The organism is Nitrosomonas sp. TNE100, assembly GCF_055387135.1.
On the sequence record NZ_AP040997.1, the window covers coordinates 1723961 to 1740413 of the forward strand.

General features: G+C 48.1%; 12 protein-coding genes. 5 read left to right on the forward strand and 7 right to left on the reverse strand.

Annotated features, from left to right (window positions below; translation table 11 throughout):
• Positions 1–44 precede the first annotated feature (44 nt).
• The 3 genes from ACZ5EJ_RS08145 (at position 45) to ACZ5EJ_RS08155 (ending at position 5519) form a co-directional block, all read left to right on the forward strand.
• The gene (locus tag ACZ5EJ_RS08145) at positions 45–1442 is read left to right on the forward strand and encodes a TIGR03013 family XrtA/PEP-CTERM system glycosyltransferase (RefSeq protein WP_074685469.1); all 1398 of its coding nucleotides are present in this window, start codon (positions 45–47) and stop codon (positions 1440–1442) included.
• Positions 1443–1491: 49 nt separating this feature from the next.
• Positions 1492–3573 carry an XrtA/PEP-CTERM system histidine kinase PrsK gene (prsK, locus tag ACZ5EJ_RS08150; protein WP_011634803.1) on the forward strand — a complete coding sequence of 694 codons (2082 nt, stop codon included), beginning with the start codon at positions 1492–1494 and terminating at the stop codon, positions 3571–3573.
• 83 nt (positions 3574–3656) lie between these two features.
• A complete protein-coding gene (locus tag ACZ5EJ_RS08155; protein WP_074456254.1) occupies positions 3657–5519 on the forward strand; it encodes an ABC transporter ATP-binding protein in 1863 nt (620 codons plus the stop codon).
• A gap of 34 nt (positions 5520–5553) precedes the next feature.
• Here the strand turns inward: ACZ5EJ_RS08155 and ACZ5EJ_RS08160 are convergent, their stop codons facing one another.
• The 4 genes from ACZ5EJ_RS08160 to ACZ5EJ_RS08175 form a co-directional block, all read right to left on the reverse strand.
• Complete coding sequence (locus ACZ5EJ_RS08160) at positions 5554–8649, reverse strand: efflux RND transporter permease subunit (protein ID WP_074456253.1); 3096 nt, start codon at positions 8647–8649, stop codon at positions 5554–5556.
• 2 nt (positions 8650–8651) lie between these two features.
• Positions 8652–9815 (reverse strand): efflux RND transporter periplasmic adaptor subunit, encoded by a 1164-nt coding sequence (locus ACZ5EJ_RS08165; RefSeq protein ID WP_011634806.1) that lies wholly within the window; start codon positions 9813–9815, stop codon positions 8652–8654.
• Between the two features lie 9 nt (positions 9816–9824).
• Complete coding sequence (locus ACZ5EJ_RS08170; RefSeq protein ID WP_240142177.1) at positions 9825–11030, reverse strand: TolC family protein; 1206 nt, start codon at positions 11028–11030, stop codon at positions 9825–9827.
• Positions 11031–11351: 321 nt separating this feature from the next.
• Positions 11352–12014 (reverse strand): hypothetical protein, encoded by a 663-nt coding sequence (locus tag ACZ5EJ_RS08175; RefSeq protein WP_256201587.1) that lies wholly within the window; start codon positions 12012–12014, stop codon positions 11352–11354.
• Positions 12015–12097: 83 nt separating this feature from the next.
• On the opposite strand from ACZ5EJ_RS08175, the gene ACZ5EJ_RS08180 reads away from it, so the two are divergent.
• Positions 12098–12844, forward strand: a complete 747-nt coding sequence (locus ACZ5EJ_RS08180) for a glycerophosphodiester phosphodiesterase family protein (protein ID WP_256201586.1) — start codon at positions 12098–12100, stop codon at positions 12842–12844.
• Positions 12845–12853: 9 nt separating this feature from the next.
• Complete coding sequence (locus ACZ5EJ_RS08185) at positions 12854–14029, forward strand: FAD-dependent oxidoreductase (RefSeq protein ID WP_011634810.1); 1176 nt, start codon at positions 12854–12856, stop codon at positions 14027–14029.
• A gap of 48 nt (positions 14030–14077) precedes the next feature.
• Here the strand turns inward: ACZ5EJ_RS08185 and ACZ5EJ_RS08190 are convergent, their stop codons facing one another.
• The 3 genes from ACZ5EJ_RS08190 to lpdA form a co-directional block, all read right to left on the reverse strand.
• Complete coding sequence (locus tag ACZ5EJ_RS08190; RefSeq protein WP_464556896.1) at positions 14078–14392, reverse strand: hypothetical protein; 315 nt, start codon at positions 14390–14392, stop codon at positions 14078–14080.
• 91 nt (positions 14393–14483) lie between these two features.
• Positions 14484–14885, reverse strand: coding sequence for a hypothetical protein (locus tag ACZ5EJ_RS08195; RefSeq protein ID WP_074456249.1), 402 nt, complete (start codon positions 14883–14885; stop codon positions 14484–14486).
• Between the two features lie 40 nt (positions 14886–14925).
• On the reverse strand, positions 14926–16386 hold the full coding sequence (lpdA, locus tag ACZ5EJ_RS08200; protein ID WP_074456248.1) for a dihydrolipoyl dehydrogenase: 1461 nt from the start codon (positions 16384–16386) through the stop codon (positions 14926–14928).
• Positions 16387–16453: the final 67 nt, after the last annotated feature.

Consider the following 16453-nt stretch of genomic DNA (forward strand, 5'->3'; position numbering starts at 1 on the left):
TTATCTGGCCAGTCGCTTATACATCAATTTAGCAAGGAGGTATTTTGATTCAAGTAGCTAATCATTATATTTCCAGATTCTCGATACTGCTTGCCAGCATTGAAACTATCGCACTGCTCGGAGTTTTTTTTGCAGGAGCGGCCATCCGATTTCTGCAGTGGGATGGCACAATGTCCGAGCTGCTAATCTCCCAACTACCCGGGGCAATTACCTTTACTTTCGTTATTATCGCCAGCATGGCCGCACTGGGCATGTACCAGATGGAAGGTCGACAGGATTTCGAGGGTATTCTGCTCAGGTTGCTGCCATCCTTTGCATTGGGCTTCGGTTTTATCACCCTGATTTTTTACCTGTTTCCGGATCTTTATTTTGGCCGCGGTTTACTGGCTATCGTAATGCTGTTGGCCTTGCTGCTAATACTGTTCATCCGGCTGTTTTTTTTCAGATGGCAAGGTCTGGATAATTTACGTTATCGGGCGCTGGTACTGGGTGTTGGTGCTAATGCCGGAGAACTGTTTGACCTGGCTGGTAAAAGTCCTAATCTATCCAACTTCAGGATCGTGGGATTCGTTCCGCTGGATAAAGAAAGCCGGCATGTACCGGTTGAGATGATTATCCCGAGGACAGGCTCGCTGATCTCGCTGACCAATCAGCATAATATTAGCGAAATCATTGTTTCGGTCCAGGAAAGACGAGGAGGTACCTACCCTATTCAGGAATTACTGGAGTGCAGAATAAATGGCATAAAGGTAACGGATCTGGTTGGCTTTTATGAAAGGGAGTGCGGCCATCTGCAAATGGACTCACTTTATCCCAGCTGGCTGGTGTTCGGCAGTGGTTTTAAACAAGGGTCATTGAGAACACTGATCAAACGCCTATTCGATATCACTGCCAGCCTGTTGTTGCTGATTGTTACGTTGCCAATCATATTACTGGCTGCTTTGCTGATTCTGATTGAAGATGGTCGGCCTGTATTCTATCGTCAGGAAAGAGTGGGGCATGCCGGAAAACCCTATATGGTTTTCAAATTCCGCAGCATGTTCAACGATGCGGAAAAAGGTGGGAAACCGAGATGGGCCACGACTGATGATCCTCGCGTAACGCGAGTGGGAAAAATTATCCGTAAGTTGAGAATCGACGAATTACCACAAATCATTAATGTACTCAAAGGTGAAATGAGTTTTGTCGGGCCACGGCCTGAACGTCCTCACTTCGTCGATATACTCAGCGCACAAATTCCATACTATAACCTGCGGCATAGCATCAAACCTGGCATTACCGGCTGGGCACAAGTTCGTTATCCTTATGGTGCCTCCGTAGAAGATGCTATTGAAAAACTTCAATATGACCTGTATTACGTCAAGAACCATAGCCTGTTTCTTGATTTCATCATCCTGATCAACACCGTAGGCGTCGTACTGCTGAGCAAAGGCAGTCGGTGAGCATCGGTAATCACGATGGCAGCTACATTTTTTCTCCGTACTGACTGTCATGACAACCCTAAGTTACGCTGCGGCAGCGCTCGCTTTTTTCTTTTTATTCATGCTGCTGATAACCAGTTGGCGAGGCCGTCTTTATGGCTTGCTGCTGGCAATCGCCTGCATCATATCCTCAATATGGGCGGCAGCAATCGCGGGATTATCCTATTGGGATTATTCAGATCCTCTGCTGCCTCAAATACTGGAAATATTACGAAATGCTGCCCTGACTACATTTCTGATTACCTTGCTGGGGCCTTTCCAGTCCGGTAAAACAAATAAAACTTTTCCCAGAATCAGGCCGGTTGTTACTGCCATCGCTCTGTTCTACCTGGTTTGTCTCGTACAAACAATCACTTTCAGTCACACTACCACTACCAGTGCTGATTCAGATCAACTCGGCTCCTCCTTCGAGTTTCTTACATGGGTAACAATGGCCATCATTGGTATGATTCTGGTGGAGCAATATTACCGGAACACACCCCACGAGCAACGCTGGGGGATTAAATTCATTTGCCTGGGTATCGGGGGGTTATTTGTTTATGATTTTTATTTGTACAGCGATGCATTATTATTCAGAAAAATAAGCCCTGATATCTGGGCTGCTCGGGGGTGGGTCAATACACTTATCGTTCCCCTGATTGCACTTTCGGCAGCACGCAACCCTAAATGGACAGTTGGCATTGCCGTTTCCAGACGCATCCTGTTTTACTCCACAGCACTATTTGGTGCCGCGATTTACCTGCTGTTAATGGCTGCGGCCGGTTATTACCTCCGATTCTCGGGCGGGACCTGGGGTGCAGTATTTCAGCTGACTTTCCTGTTTGGTGCAATTGTTCTACTGATCACTGTACTATTTTCCGGGACGACACGTTCCTGGCTCAAAGTGTTCATCAGCAAGCATTTTTTCAGCTATAACTATGATTATCGTGAAGAATGGCTGCGCTTTACGCGCACCCTGTCTGAAGAAGAAACGGAATTGAAGATTCGTGTGATTAAATCACTCGCGCAGCTGGTTGAAAGCCCAGCCGGAGCGGTGTGGTTCAAATCAGAACAAAATCATGCCTATCAACTGATTGCACGCTGGAATATTCCATATATTGATACATCTGTCGAAATTAACAGTCATTTTTGCCGGTTTATGCAGGAAAGTTCCTGGGTAATTGATTTATATCAGCATGATTCCGGGCCTCAGCAATACGCAGCCATGATACTACCTGACTGGCTGCCCACTATTCCCAAGGCACGCTGGGTGGTACCACTGATATTGCATGGAGAGCTGCTGGGATTTGTGGTGCTGACCGAACCCAGAAGTACGGTCAAATTTGATTGGGAAGTCAGGGATTTATTGAAAGTAGCAGGAAGCCAGGCAGCAAGTTATCTAGCGCAGTACGAAGCAACTCAGGCGCTCTCTACGGCACGACAGTTTGAATCATTCAATCGCATGTCTACGTTTATCGTGCACGACATCAAAAATCTGATTGCCCAGCTTTCGTTGTTGCTGACCAATGCGGTAAAGCATAAGGACAACCCGGAATTTCAGCAGGATATGCTGGACACTGTAGCGTTATCTATCAACAAAATGAAACGTTTACTTGAAAAACTCAGCGACGGAGGCATGCATGAAGAAAAAAACTCCTTGTTATCTCTAGATGAATTACTGCAACAAATCATTGAAAGCAAATCCTTCTGTGAACCGAGGCCAGTACTTAATATCATCGATCCAAATCTAAATATACAAGCCGATCCATCACGCCTGGAGCGTGTGCTTGGTCATCTGGTACAAAATGCAATCGAGGCCACTCCCAAAGACGGATATGTTGAGGTACGACTCGGGCGACAATCCGGATGGGCAGTAATCAAGATTAAAGACAGTGGACATGGCATGAACGAACAATTTATCCGCGACAAATTATTTACTCCTTTCGAGTCGACCAAAACAGCCGGCATGGGCATTGGTGTGTTCGAGAGTAGGGAATATGTCGAACAAATTGGTGGAAAATTGCATGTATCCAGTGAAGTATCAAAAGGAACTGTTTTCTCGGTCATGCTACCGATAGCAAAATCCATGCAATCTCCCGTTACACCGTTATAAAAATATCTTGAAAAGAGCGCTGTCACGAACAGCCAGCGCACCTGTTATTCCTTCGTTACATGGTTCTTCTCTGAAACACAATTATGCTCCGTTATTTTGAACGCCTGATCACCCCCTTTCCATCCGACCAGCTTACCGAACCACCCGCCACACTCTATCAGTTCTGCCGTCACTACATGCAAGGCTCAGGAATCTACTTCCTGCTGCTGGCAATCGCCACATTTTTTGTGGCCGTTGGCGAGGCCATGCTGTTTGGTGTACTGGGAACGATTGTGGACTGGTTGGCCGAGAATGACCCACAAGCATTTTTACAACAGGAAAGGCTGGCTCTGCTGGGACTTTCGCTTTTCATCCTGATACTGATGCCGATTATTGTTTTCTTTCACTCGGTGATTTTGTACCAGTCTCTGATGGGAAATTTTCCCATGGTCGTTCGCTGGCTGTCCCATCGCTATCTGCTTGATCAAAGTTACGCTTTCTTCCAAAATGAATTCAGCGGACGTATCGCAACCAAGGTCATGCAAACAGCTTTGGCTGTGCGCGAAACAATCATCAAAACCCTGGATGTTTTGCTGTTTGTTACTGTCTATCTTGCAACGGCATTACTGCTGATTGCACATGCGGATATTCGCCTCTGCATACCGCTGATTATCTGGCTGGCAGTGTATTTATGCATCCTGCGTCACTTCATCCCCAAACTAAAAAGCATCTCAAAAATTCAGGCAGATGCCCGCTCAAACATGACCGGACGCATTGTGGACAGCTATGCCAATATCCTCACGCTCAAGCTCTTTTCTCACACCCTGCGGGAATCTGACTACGCTCGGGATGGCATGCAGGAATTTCTGGATACTGTGCATCCACAAATGCGCCTGGTGACCTGGTTGAATACCTGCGTATGGATCAATAACATGCTGTCCGTCTTTGCAATCGGCGCATTGGGAATCGCGCTGTGGCTCGACGGCAGCATCAGCACTGGCGCGATAGCCATTGCACTGAGTCTTGCCATCCGTCTGACCGGGATGTCTCACTGGATCATGCTGGAAGTTGGAGAATTATTCGAGAACATCGGCATCGTGCAAGATGGAATAAATATGCTGGCCAAACCACATGCAGTGACGGATGCTCCCGGTGCCGTGCCACTATCCGTTACTCACGGTGCGATCGACTATAACCAGGTTGAATTTTCCTACCGCAACAACATCAAGAATGAAGATCACCGAATTTTTGAGGCACTTGATCTTCATATCTGTCCCGGCGAAAAAGTCGGTCTTGTCGGTCCTTCCGGGGCCGGAAAATCGACCCTGATCAGCCTGCTGCTGCGTTTTTATGATATCCAGCAGGGCAGTATTCAGATCGATCGGCAGGATATCAAGATCGTGACACAGGAAAGCCTGCGCGCCAGCATCGCCATTGTTACGCAAGACACTTCGTTGCTACACCGCTCTATTCGTGAAAATATTCTGTTTGGCAGACCCGATGCAACCGAAGAAGAAATACGACTGGCCGCACAGCAAGCGCATGCGCACGGATTTATCCAAGATCTGGTCGATATTCACGGCCGCAGAGGGTATGACGCCATGGTGGGTGAGCGTGGGGTCAATCTGTCAGGTGGACAACGCCAGCGTATCGCTATTGCCCGGGTGTTGCTCAAAGATGCGCCGATTCTGATTCTGGATGAGGCAACTTCTGCGCTGGATTCCGATATAGAAGCCAACATTCAGCAAAGCCTGCAGGAGTTGATGCAAAATAAAACCGTGATTGCCATTGCTCATCGCCTCTCCACCATTGCCGCAATGGACCGGCTGATCGTACTGGATAACGGACGCATCGTCGAACAAGGTCGCCACACCGAGCTGCTGGCACTCAATGGGCTTTATGCCCGGCTCTGGAATCACCAATCTGGCGGTTTTCTAGGCCACTCTAAACAGGATGAAGTACTCTAGCTGGTTATATTGTAACGGCCCTTCAGAGTGAAACTTACTGCTGCGTCACTGGAGGAGGATCAAATCGGCGATACAGCACGGGTAATACCACCAGAGTCAGTAACGTGGAAGTAATCAACCCGCCGATCACCACAATGGCCAGCGGCCGCTGCACCTCTGAACCTGGGCCGGTTGCAAACAGGAACGGAACCAGCCCAAGCATCGCTACGGTAGCTGTCATCAGCACCGGACGAAAACGCTGCTCACATCCCCTGATGACAGCATCCTTGACACTAACGCCCTCATCGCGCAACTTCCGGATATAGGAAATCAACACCACCCCATTCAGCACCGCTATTCCCCACAACGCGATAAAACCAACTGAAGCTGGCACCGACAAATACTCACCGGTAACAAATAGACCGAATACGCCACCTATCGACGCAAATGGCAGTACCAGAATAATCAAGGCTGCTAGTTTGATAGAATTGAACAGCATGAACAACAAAAAGAAAATAGCAGCAATCGTTACAGGAACGATAATCGAAAGTGTATTCATCGCACGCTCCATATTCTCAAACTGTCCGCCCCATTCGAAAAAATAGCCGTCCGGCAGTTTTACTTCCTTGGCAATCCGCTCCTGTACCTCTGCCACAAAACCGCCTAAGTCACGGCCTTCAACGTTTGAACCGACTACTACGCGGCGCTTGGCATTTTCACGTGAAACTTGCGCCGGACCATCAACAACACTGATATTGGCAACGGTATACAAAGGTACGGTTACTCCATCCGGTGCGCGTAGCAACAGATTACGGATACTTTCAATACTGTCCCGGAAATGTTGTGGAAAACGCACCACAATAGCAAAACGTCGCTCACCCTCGTACAGCGTACTTACTTCACGGCCACCTACAGCAGTCTCGATCAGTTCATGTACATCAGCGACATTGATGCCGTTACGCGCAATGGCGTTACGATCAATATCAATAGTCAGCGATTGCTGGCCAGAAAGGCGTTCAATCCGGATATCCTGTGCTCCGGGGACAGTGCGCAAGATGCGGGCGATCTGTTCTGACAGCCCGCGTAATTTATCCAGGTTATCCCCAAAAATTTTCACGGCAATTTCAGAGCGTACACCAGTCACCATTTCATCCACTCTTTCCGCAATCGGTTGCGACAGAACAATATTGACACCAGGCAGCACTTCCAGCAATTTGCGAATATCATCATCTACTTCGTCCTGGGTTCGCCCGGAATTGGGATCCAGCGTCACCATCGGATCAGATTCATTCTGTCCGGCCGGATCAGCAGGTGATTCACCTCGACCCAACTTGGATACTACACTTTTCACCCCTGGCACCTGCGAGATAGCCTTCATTGCTTCCATTTCCATTTCAATTGCTTCAGACAGAGAAATAGAAGCCACCCGGTTGATCTGCGGTGTTAATGCACCTTCCTGCAGGGTAGGAATAAACGATTTCCCCAGGAATGGAAACAACATAAAAGACAGCAACAGCAGCCCCAGTGCGGTGATAACCGTCAACCTCCCTCTCTTAAGAGCAGTGTTAAGCAGGGACCGGTAGGCTCTCTTCAATCCGGCAATGATCCAGGTATCATGTTCAGCCGTCCCACCCTTCAGAACGTAGGCACAAAGTACCGGAGACAAAGTCAGCGAAACGATCAGAGAAATCGCCAGGGCAATCGCAATTGTAAAAGCCAACGGGCTAAACAATTTTCCTTCCATACCCTGCAACGTCATCAGCGGCAGGAAAACCAGAATAATAATACAGATCCCGAAAATTACCGGGGTCCCTACTTCGGCCACAGCCTCACCAATAGCATGCGTGCGTGACTCACGCGCGCCATCGCTATGACCCAGCCGATGAAAGACGTTCTCCACCACGACTACGGTCGAATCAACCATCAATCCGATTGCAATTGCAAGCCCACCCAGTGACATCAGATTGGCAGAAATACCCTGATGGTTCATCACCATGAATGTCAGCAAAGGCGTAACTACCAGCGTTGCCACTACGATCAAACTGGAGCGCACATCTCCCAGAAAGATGAACAGCACGATAATAACCAGAAAAATGCCTTCCATTAGCACTTTGCTGACTGTCCATAAAGCAGCATCAACCAAGTCAGTCCGATCATAATATGGCACAATCTGTAATCCATCCGGCAACAGATTTTGCTCATTGATCTCGGCTACTTTTGCCTTGACTCGTCCTACGATCTCCTTGGCATTTCCCCCCCTTATCATCAACACGATGCCAGAAGCAGATTCCGTATATCCACCCTTGATAATAGCCCCTGCTCTCACCTCCGTGCCCAGTTTTACTTCCGCAACATCACGCACGAACACGGGTACGCCACGCTCCTCGGACAACACAATATTGCCAATATCCTGTAGTGTACGGATCAGCCCAACGCCCTTGACGAGGTACTGTTCACTGCCTGTCGGCAAAATCCCGCCACTGGCATTGGCATTGTTCTCTGCAATGGCTTTTTCTACCTGCTCCAATGTCAAGTCATAATGACGCAGCTTATTGGGATTCGTCAGCACATGGTATTGCTTGACATACCCGCCTTGAGAATTGATTTCCGCCACTCCGGGAATTGAACGCAACATTGGCCGGACAATCCAATCCTGCACAATGCGCCGTTTAGTCAATTCTTCCACGGACAGCGCTCGTTCCCCGTCATCGGGATGATCTATCGTATATTGATACACTTCGCCCAATCCTGTGGAAACCGGACCCAAACGCGGCGTAATTCCAGCCGGCATTTTACTGGCCACTTCCAGCAGCCGCTCCATCACCAGTTGCCGAGCAAAGTAAACATCAGTTGCATCGGTAAATACCAGTGTAATGATAGATAAGCCGCTCTTGTTCAAAGAACGCATTTCCTCCAGTCCGGGCATCCCGGTCATAGCAATTTCCAATGGAATAGTCACCAGGCGCTCTATTTCCTCCGGACTGCGGCCGACTGCCTCGGTTGCAATCTGCACTTGAACATTAGTGACATCCGGGAAAGCATCCACTGACAAACGCTGTGCTGCATGCAGACCAAATCCCATCAGAATCAGTGCAACCACGACGACTATCAAACGCTGCGCCAGCATGGCGCGTACCAGAGAAATAATCATCGTTATTCCAGATCCTTGCGTTTACGCTCGTTATTCAGATGGAAGGCTCCCTTCACAATAATCAGCTGATCTGGTGTTAATCCCTCCAGAACAGGCCTCATCTGATTCACTGGTTCATCCAGCTTCACCTGGGTTAATGTGAAACCACCATCTTCCCGGGCGACAAATACGTGATCTTCATTATGCTCACGCACCACTGCGCCTTCCGGGATAACGAGACGTTCACGCGCATGCTCATCAATATGCACTGTAGCCAGCATATCCGGCTTTAGTTTACGCTCAGGATTATCCACCTCAGTACGGACAGTCACTGTCCTCGTCAACGGATTAACAATATCGGATACGAAAATGATAGTCCCGTCAAAATTTGCGTCACCCAGTGCCGGCACACGAACTTCCACATGCTGTCCCTGCTCAACAAAATGCGCAGCGTATTCCGGAACATCCCCTACCACCCACAGTTCAGATAAATCAGCTACGGTAAACAATTGATCTGATGGCTGCACTACTTGTCCAACTGCTACATTACGCGCGATAACTGTGCCACTGCGCGGGGCAGTAATCACAACAGATGGAAGAATCTGCCCGTGCCGGGTCAGATCTTGTATTGCCTGATTATTTACTCCCAGTAAAAGTAATTGATCCTTGGCTGCACTCAGTTCAGCGTTCGAAACCTGCGATTCCGATTCCCGGCGCTGCAGCTCGGCGGCACTAATAACATCCTCAGCGAACAGCTGTCTGGCACGTATGGCTGCACGCTCTGCCAGAACGGCCAATGAATTAGCACGAAGATAAGCTAATTGCGCCTGCACTAATTCCGGACTTGTAATTCGGGCCAATTTGGCACCAGCTGCGACACTATCTCCTAAATGCGCATAAACTTCGACGATTCTTCCGGTAAAACTGGCTCCCACCTGAACAAGTTTCGTCTCATTTACCTTAATTTGACCGGGAACATGCAGCTTTTCGGAGATATCAGCAAGGAATGGTTTACCGGTTTCAACTCGCTGACGCAAATCCGGCCTGAGAAAAATTGTATGGGAATCAGCCAATCCCGCTTTAACATGTTTTTCTGGGGAATCCTGCTCTTCTTTGCTGCTGCAACCCGAAATAGAAAGCACTACGAATGCAAAAATAACTGCAATAGTTTGTATCTGGAAACTCATTGGGGAAAATTACTCCTGTGGATAATGCGCCCGCAGCCGATCTATCTCTGCTGCTGCTGCCTGCAATTCGAACTGGGCCTGCAATAATTCCGAGCGCGCATTACGTAGCACCCGTTGAGTATCCAGTACCTCGATAAAATCTCTTTCTCCCAACCGGAAAGCAGCTTCCGCCACGCGCAGCGCAGCTTTCGCCTCCTTAACGATGCCGCCTTCGAACATCTCCACCCTGCGCCGGGCAATCTCCATGGCCTGCCAGGCAGACTCCAGCAACCGGCCGATCTCGTAGCGACGATAATCGAGCGTTTCGCGTACCCTAGCTGCATCTGAAACTGCCGCATCAACTTCACCACGTCGCTGATAAAATAATGGGATGCGAACGCTCAGTCCGGCAGTATTCGATGTAAATTGCCTATCCTGATAATTGCTGTACAGAATATCCACGGATGGGAGCACAGAAGCGCGCTCCTGATCAATACGTAAACGTGCGCGATCCTGTTCTGCTTCCAGCCGTTGAATTTCCGGGTTTGTAGCGGGTAATTCCGTACGTAACATCTCCAGTGAAGGCAGTTCCACTGGGTCGCTGAGTGAAGCGATCACATCAAACTCAGCAGGCAGCGTACCGGCTGTCAGCTGCAGCAGCGCGATTCGCGCCCGCTCCGTGTTCAGCAATGCTGCCTCTTTTCTACTCGCCGCTGTCATTACCTCGGTATCGGCCCGAATTAGCTCAAACCGGGCAATTTCACCTGATTCAACACTCAGTTTGATACGGCGTTGAATTTCCCCCATCAAATTAAAAATATCTGATTCCATTTCTGCCAGGCCACGCCGTAACAAAAATTCGTAGATATGCACCCGGAGTTGTGCCGCTAGATCTGCTCGGGCCTGTTCCAGATTTGCGCGACTGGCTTCAACGCCGGATTCTGCCGCCCCAATGCGGGCACGTCGCACCCATGGATTTTCCAGTGGTTGGCTGACGGTTACCTGCCGCTGCATGGAAGATGGTCCGGTATCGATTTCCGGCAATCGCGGACTATCAGGCCCGGCCATGAAGGTTATTTCCGGGTTGGGGAATGCCGATGCACTGGTTACTCCCGCCTGTGCAATATCAACCTGTGAACGCGCTGCTTGCAACAGGCCATTGGCCTGCAACCCCATGCGCTGAATATCTGCAACAGTATAGCCGCCACCTGCTGCCAGAACCGAGCAATTCAGCATAAATAAAGTCAGGCCACACAGAACCCACGAGAAAAGAATATTACACATACGAAAAATGATAATTATTCATACTCCAACAGCAGTACCCGCATAAAGTTATCAATCATATTGATTGCACATAAAAACAGTTAAATCAGTCATTTAAATATTTTAATTAAGTTTTCTGCGAGTGCGCGATTTTGCTACCACTCCAAAGTGCTAATTCAGCGAACGGGTAGCAGTGAAACAGGTATCATGGCGCGTCGCGAAGGAAACAATCATTCACTATCTTATAGAGATGACGTTTTGTTCCGAGAAATACAGTACGTATTCATGCAGTATTTAATCAAAAGTGCCTTGGTCTGATTTCCGTCTTTTTATCTGACGTTTTTTCCACCACCATCCTGCTATCAACAACATAAGGGCTATATACCAGATGCCGTAGGTGCGCATCCATACTTGCGGATTTTTTTTCACGAACAGCCGGATTTCAGCCAGATCAGCAATCTGTGGATGCTCATGAGTCGTTTCAGTTGTCTGCAGATATAGCTTGAGCGACAGTTCGTAACGTCCTTCCTTTTCTGGCGTGATGATCCACGACCAATGCGTCTCATCCCGACCGGAAAAAAGCTGAGCCTGCGGCTCCGGTGGGTTAATAGAAAACTCATCGCCGGTTATCCCAGCATGCATTTCTGGAAAAACTTTACCGTGAATATTTTGCAATTCAGTTCCGGGAAGCGATTTTTCAACAATATCATTGATACGCAGCGCCAATTCTTTGGTATCCAATCGCAGTGTGATTTCAAAAGGTGTAAATTGCTTTACCTCATGCGGCAAGGTAATTATCGAGCTATCTGCAGGTAGTTTCATCATTACAAGCGGAGGAAAATGCTTCTCTCCAAACCAGGCATGTGCAAGAAAGTTCATTACAAACGGAATCAATAAAACGGCTGCAATCAGAGCCGGCAGAACCACACTAAAAGGGGCATCTTTCTTGTACATCATATCCTCCCAAAACTGAACGGTTCCTGAACAACCCATCCTTTACCGGACAGCATCGCAATCCAATGGGATAGAGAGTAGACTCTGTGAGAAATAAAATTGACTCTTCTGCTATGACGCATAATATTCCTTGTTTCGTTGCTCATCGGGGATATCCCGCATTGTATCCGGAAAATTCCCTGCCCGGAATTCAGGCAGCAATCCAGGCGGGTACCCGTTATGTTGAAGTTGATATTCAACTAAACTGCCAACTTACTCCATACCTTTGTCATGACGATCATCTCAGACGGTTAACCGGGCACAACGCTTATTTGACCGAGTTGAGGGATGATGAAATCGACATACTGACGATTCCTTACCCAAGCTCCACAAAATCTGCTCCCATTCCTCGCCTGGCAAAATTCTGTCAATATCTGGCACAGTACCCGCAAGTTACTGCGTTTATTGAAATCAAATCTGAAAGTATTGCCCGGTTTGGTTTAAACAAGACGATAGCTGCAATTCTTCCGATTATTGACCAGGTGCGAGAACAATGCGTTCTGATTTCCTTCGACTGGGAAGCGATAGCGCTGATTAAAACACATCAGATATACAGAATTGGCTGGATTATTGATGGCTGGACAGACAAGCAGTCAACCATGGCCACACGGCTGCAGCCAGATTATCTGTTTAGCAGCATCCGTTATCTGCCTAAAAATCTGGATCAGCTCTGGTCTGGATCATGGCAATGGGTAATTTACACAGTGGATGATTACGACACGGCGCTTGACTATGCAAAGGCTGGCATTACACTGATTGAAACCGATACTATTGGTACTTTACTTGCATCTTGAACTAGGGCCATGTCTGCAACCAATCATTACGACCTCATAATTGTTGGCGGAGGAATTCAAGGTGTTGCTGTTGCACAGGCGGCGGCTGCACGTGGCTACAGCGTACTGGTACTAGAAAAAGCTGCTTTAGCAGCGGGCACTTCGAGCCGTTCAAGTAAATTGATTCATGGCGGTCTGCGTTATCTGGAAAGTGGCCAATTCGGCTTGGTGCGTGAAAGTCTAAAGGAACGCGCAGAGTTGCTGCGCCTTGCTCCTTCGCTGGTCAGATTGCAACCCTTTTATCTTCCTATTTACCACCAGACATCGCGTGACTCGTTAACTATTCGTGCAGGACTCAGCCTTTATGCTCTACTGGCGGGATTTGGCAAGGGGGCCGGCTTTTGCTCCATACCACGAAGAAAATGGGGAGAGTTGGACGGCCTCTCCACACGCGGACTCAAACATGTCTTCCAGTACTGGGATGCCCAGACTGATGATCAGACACTTACTCAGGCAATGATGCATTCTGCTTCATCACTGGGCGCAGAGTTACGCTGCCCAGCGGAATTCACTCACGCCAGGATTTTCGGAGACACCTGTGAAATTGAATTTTTGGAAAACAATCAGCCTTATCAGTGTACGGCAAGTGTGCTCATCAATGCTGCCGGCCCCTGGATCAACCAGGTGGCAGAACGTATCTCACCACCCCCACCAACATACCCGGTAGAGCTGGTACAAGGCACTCACCTGGTGCTGAACGGACGGTTGAATATGGGCTGTTATTACCTTGAATCACCACAGGATCAGAGAGCTATTTTTGCCTTGCCATGGAAAGAACATATTTTGTTGGGTACAACTGAGACGGTATTCAAAGGAGAACCTGAGAAGGCATCTCCTCTGATAACAGAAGAGGTCTATCTGCTTGGCTGTTTTCGTTATTATTTTCCGGATCACTACATCACAATCCGAGAGCGCTTTGCCGGCCTACGCGTACTACCGGAGTCCGGGAGCCTCCCTTTTAATCGCTCACGTGAAATACATCTGCAATGTGATCATCCGAAATACCCTCGGGTTGTGGGAATCTACGGAGGGAAACTGACAGTCTGTCGTGCAACGGCCAGGAAAGTTTTACACACCCTGCGTCTTTCTCTACCTGTCCGGATACCCAGAGCAGATATCTCGCAATTATCGCTTGAGCTCCCTTGAGTTCAATTACAACACGGATTTTCCAAAATCTATTTTTTTGTAGCCTTCTCAGTTTTTTTTTGTACGCCGGGCAATTTCTTTTTTGACTTCTTCCAGGAAATTGCTGTTATTTTTATGCTGTTGTTTTACTTTGTACCACATTAAACAGACAACACCTCCCAGCAGGATAGGCACTAAGCTTACTGGTTCAAAGCCATCAAACATTAAAAACACGATTCCTGTTGAAACACCAAATACACCAAGCAACCCTACTGCATACCCTTTACGTCCGTTCCAGATCGATTGAGCATGCTTGGCACACCATGCATCGACCTCATCCCGGGCTGATATCAGTTCCTCATCAGTCATTTCTTTGAAATTCATTAGTAACCTCCCGATAAATTAGAAACAATTTCATCAATCTTCTGGCTCAGATAAAATGACTTTAGTGCCGGTTTTCCGCATATTATTTCTTTTATTCTGCTAAAGAATCTTTACCCGGTTTCAATCCATTCAGCTGTTCGATTAGCGCTCGTCTTTCATTCTCTGTTTCCTGATAGCGCGTGTAGAGTTCATTCAGCTCATCCGTATAACGGCGTATCCTTTCGGTACGTTTCTTGCGCTGTATGGCCAAATCCTCATACTTTGGCGCTTCGCCACTGATAATCATGTCACTTCCAGTCTGAGCGGCCTGATCGTCCTGCGCGATCTCGTGGCGTCGCAATTCCTGAAGCATTTGAAACTGCTGAAATAAAATCTGCTGTTCCTGTTGCTGCTGCGCAACAGCAGCTTCTATCTCAAGAATCTGTTTCTCATTGTCCGCTGCTGCAAATACAGACATGGAGATCAGCAGCAAACCAAAAAACAGCAGTTTCATACTATTTGCTCCCAGAAAATCCAGACCAATATTTCGCGAATCAGATATGAATGGTCCGCTTAGCCACGCCTAATGCAGCTTCATGCAGCGATTCGGAAAGTGATGGATGAGCATGTACGATACGTGCCAGATCCTCGCTGCTGGCAGAAAACCCCATAGCAACCACAGCTTCGGCAATTATTTCAGATACATAAGGACCCACCATATGTACGCCGAGGATACGATCGCTTTCTGCATCCGCCAGAACTTTAACAAACCCTGTTGTTTCCCCCAGTGCGCGAGCACGTCCGTTAGCCATGAACGGAAACTGCCCTACTTTGTAGATAACACCTTCTGCCTTCAGCGCCTGTTCGGTTTTTCCCACCCAAGCAATCTCCGGTGCGGTATAAATCACCCACGGCATCATTCCGAGATCAATATGCGCGGTTGAATCAGATGCTTCTTGCTGGTTTGACGCTATCCGCTCCGCAACAGCAACCCCTTCTTCAGAAGCCTTATGCGCCAGCATTGGCCCTCTTACAACATCTCCAATTGCATATACATTTTGCAAACTGGTTTGGCAAAATGTATCCACACCAATATATCCGCGCTCATCCAGCTGTAATCCTGTTTCTTTAGCTCCCAAACTAGCGGTATTGGGAACACGCCCCACAGCCACGATGAGTTTGTCCACCTCCAGGCTCTGTACGTTCTTGTCACGATTGGTATACTCTATTTTCACATTATCCTTGCCTGCTTGAGTTGATTTAATCTCAACCCCGGTATGAATGACAAGCCCGGTTTCGCGCGTCAATGCCTTGTATGCTTCCTTTGCGACTTGCTCATCTGCTGCTGACAGAAAATCAGCTTGGGCTTCCAGTATTGTTACTTCTGCTCCCAGCCTGCGCCAGACACTTCCAAGCTCCAAACCAATCACTCCCGCACCGATAATGGCAAGTTTTCCAGGAGTTTGTTGCAAAGCCAGAGCACCTGCATTATCAAGTACATTAACCCCGTCAACCGGCGCTATTGTCAGAGAACGAGGAACAGAACCTGTCGCAATGATGACATGCCTGGTGCGTACTGACTGCTCCTTCTCGTCAGTTTTTACTCTTATTTCCCAGCTATCATCATCGTTATCGCGCTTTTGCAGTACGCCACGACCATGCAAGACAGTCACTTTATTTTTCTTGAACAGCATGCCAATCCCGCCAGTAAAAGCTTTGACGATCTTGTCCTTGCGGGCAATCATGGCTGGAACATCTATCGATAATCCATCCAGCTTAATACCGTGTTCCGCAAATTTATGTCCCGCTCGCGCAAAATTCTCGGAAGACTCAAGCAGCGCTTTGGAAGGAATACAGCCCACGTTAAGACAGGTACCTCCCAAGCTTGGTCTGCCCTGCTCATTCTTCCAGTCATCAATACATACTGTGTTTAGTCCGAGCTGCGCACAGCGGATAGCTGCTACATAGCCGCCAGGCCCTGCGCCGATAACTGCTACATCGAATATATTATTCATATCAATTAAGTGACAAAAATTGCTCGTTGAGAAATCCGGTCTGAATTACCCCGGAACGCTAAAAATG

Excerpts from the sequence above, each read along its gene's own strand:
- ACZ5EJ_RS08170 (WP_240142177.1), bottom strand. The coding sequence starts at position 11,030 with ATGCTGAATTGCTCGGTTCTGGCAGCAGGTGGCGGCTATACTGTTGCA.
- prsK (WP_011634803.1), top strand. The coding sequence starts at position 1,492 with ATGACAACCCTAAGTTACGCTGCGGCAGCGCTCGCTTTTTTCTTTTTA.
- lpdA (WP_074456248.1), bottom strand. The coding sequence starts at position 16,386 with ATGAATAATATATTCGATGTAGCAGTTATCGGCGCAGGGCCTGGCGGC.
- ACZ5EJ_RS08190 (WP_464556896.1), bottom strand. The coding sequence starts at position 14,392 with ATGAATTTCAAAGAAATGACTGATGAGGAACTGATATCAGCCCGGGAT.
- ACZ5EJ_RS08165 (WP_011634806.1), bottom strand. The coding sequence starts at position 9,815 with ATGAGTTTCCAGATACAAACTATTGCAGTTATTTTTGCATTCGTAGTG.
- ACZ5EJ_RS08175 (WP_256201587.1), bottom strand. The coding sequence starts at position 12,014 with ATGATGTACAAGAAAGATGCCCCTTTTAGTGTGGTTCTGCCGGCTCTG.
- ACZ5EJ_RS08160 (WP_074456253.1), bottom strand. The coding sequence starts at position 8,649 with ATGATTATTTCTCTGGTACGCGCCATGCTGGCGCAGCGTTTGATAGTC.
- ACZ5EJ_RS08185 (WP_011634810.1), top strand. The coding sequence starts at position 12,854 with ATGTCTGCAACCAATCATTACGACCTCATAATTGTTGGCGGAGGAATT.
- ACZ5EJ_RS08195 (WP_074456249.1), bottom strand. The coding sequence starts at position 14,885 with ATGAAACTGCTGTTTTTTGGTTTGCTGCTGATCTCCATGTCTGTATTT.
- ACZ5EJ_RS08155 (WP_074456254.1), top strand. The coding sequence starts at position 3,657 with ATGCTCCGTTATTTTGAACGCCTGATCACCCCCTTTCCATCCGACCAG.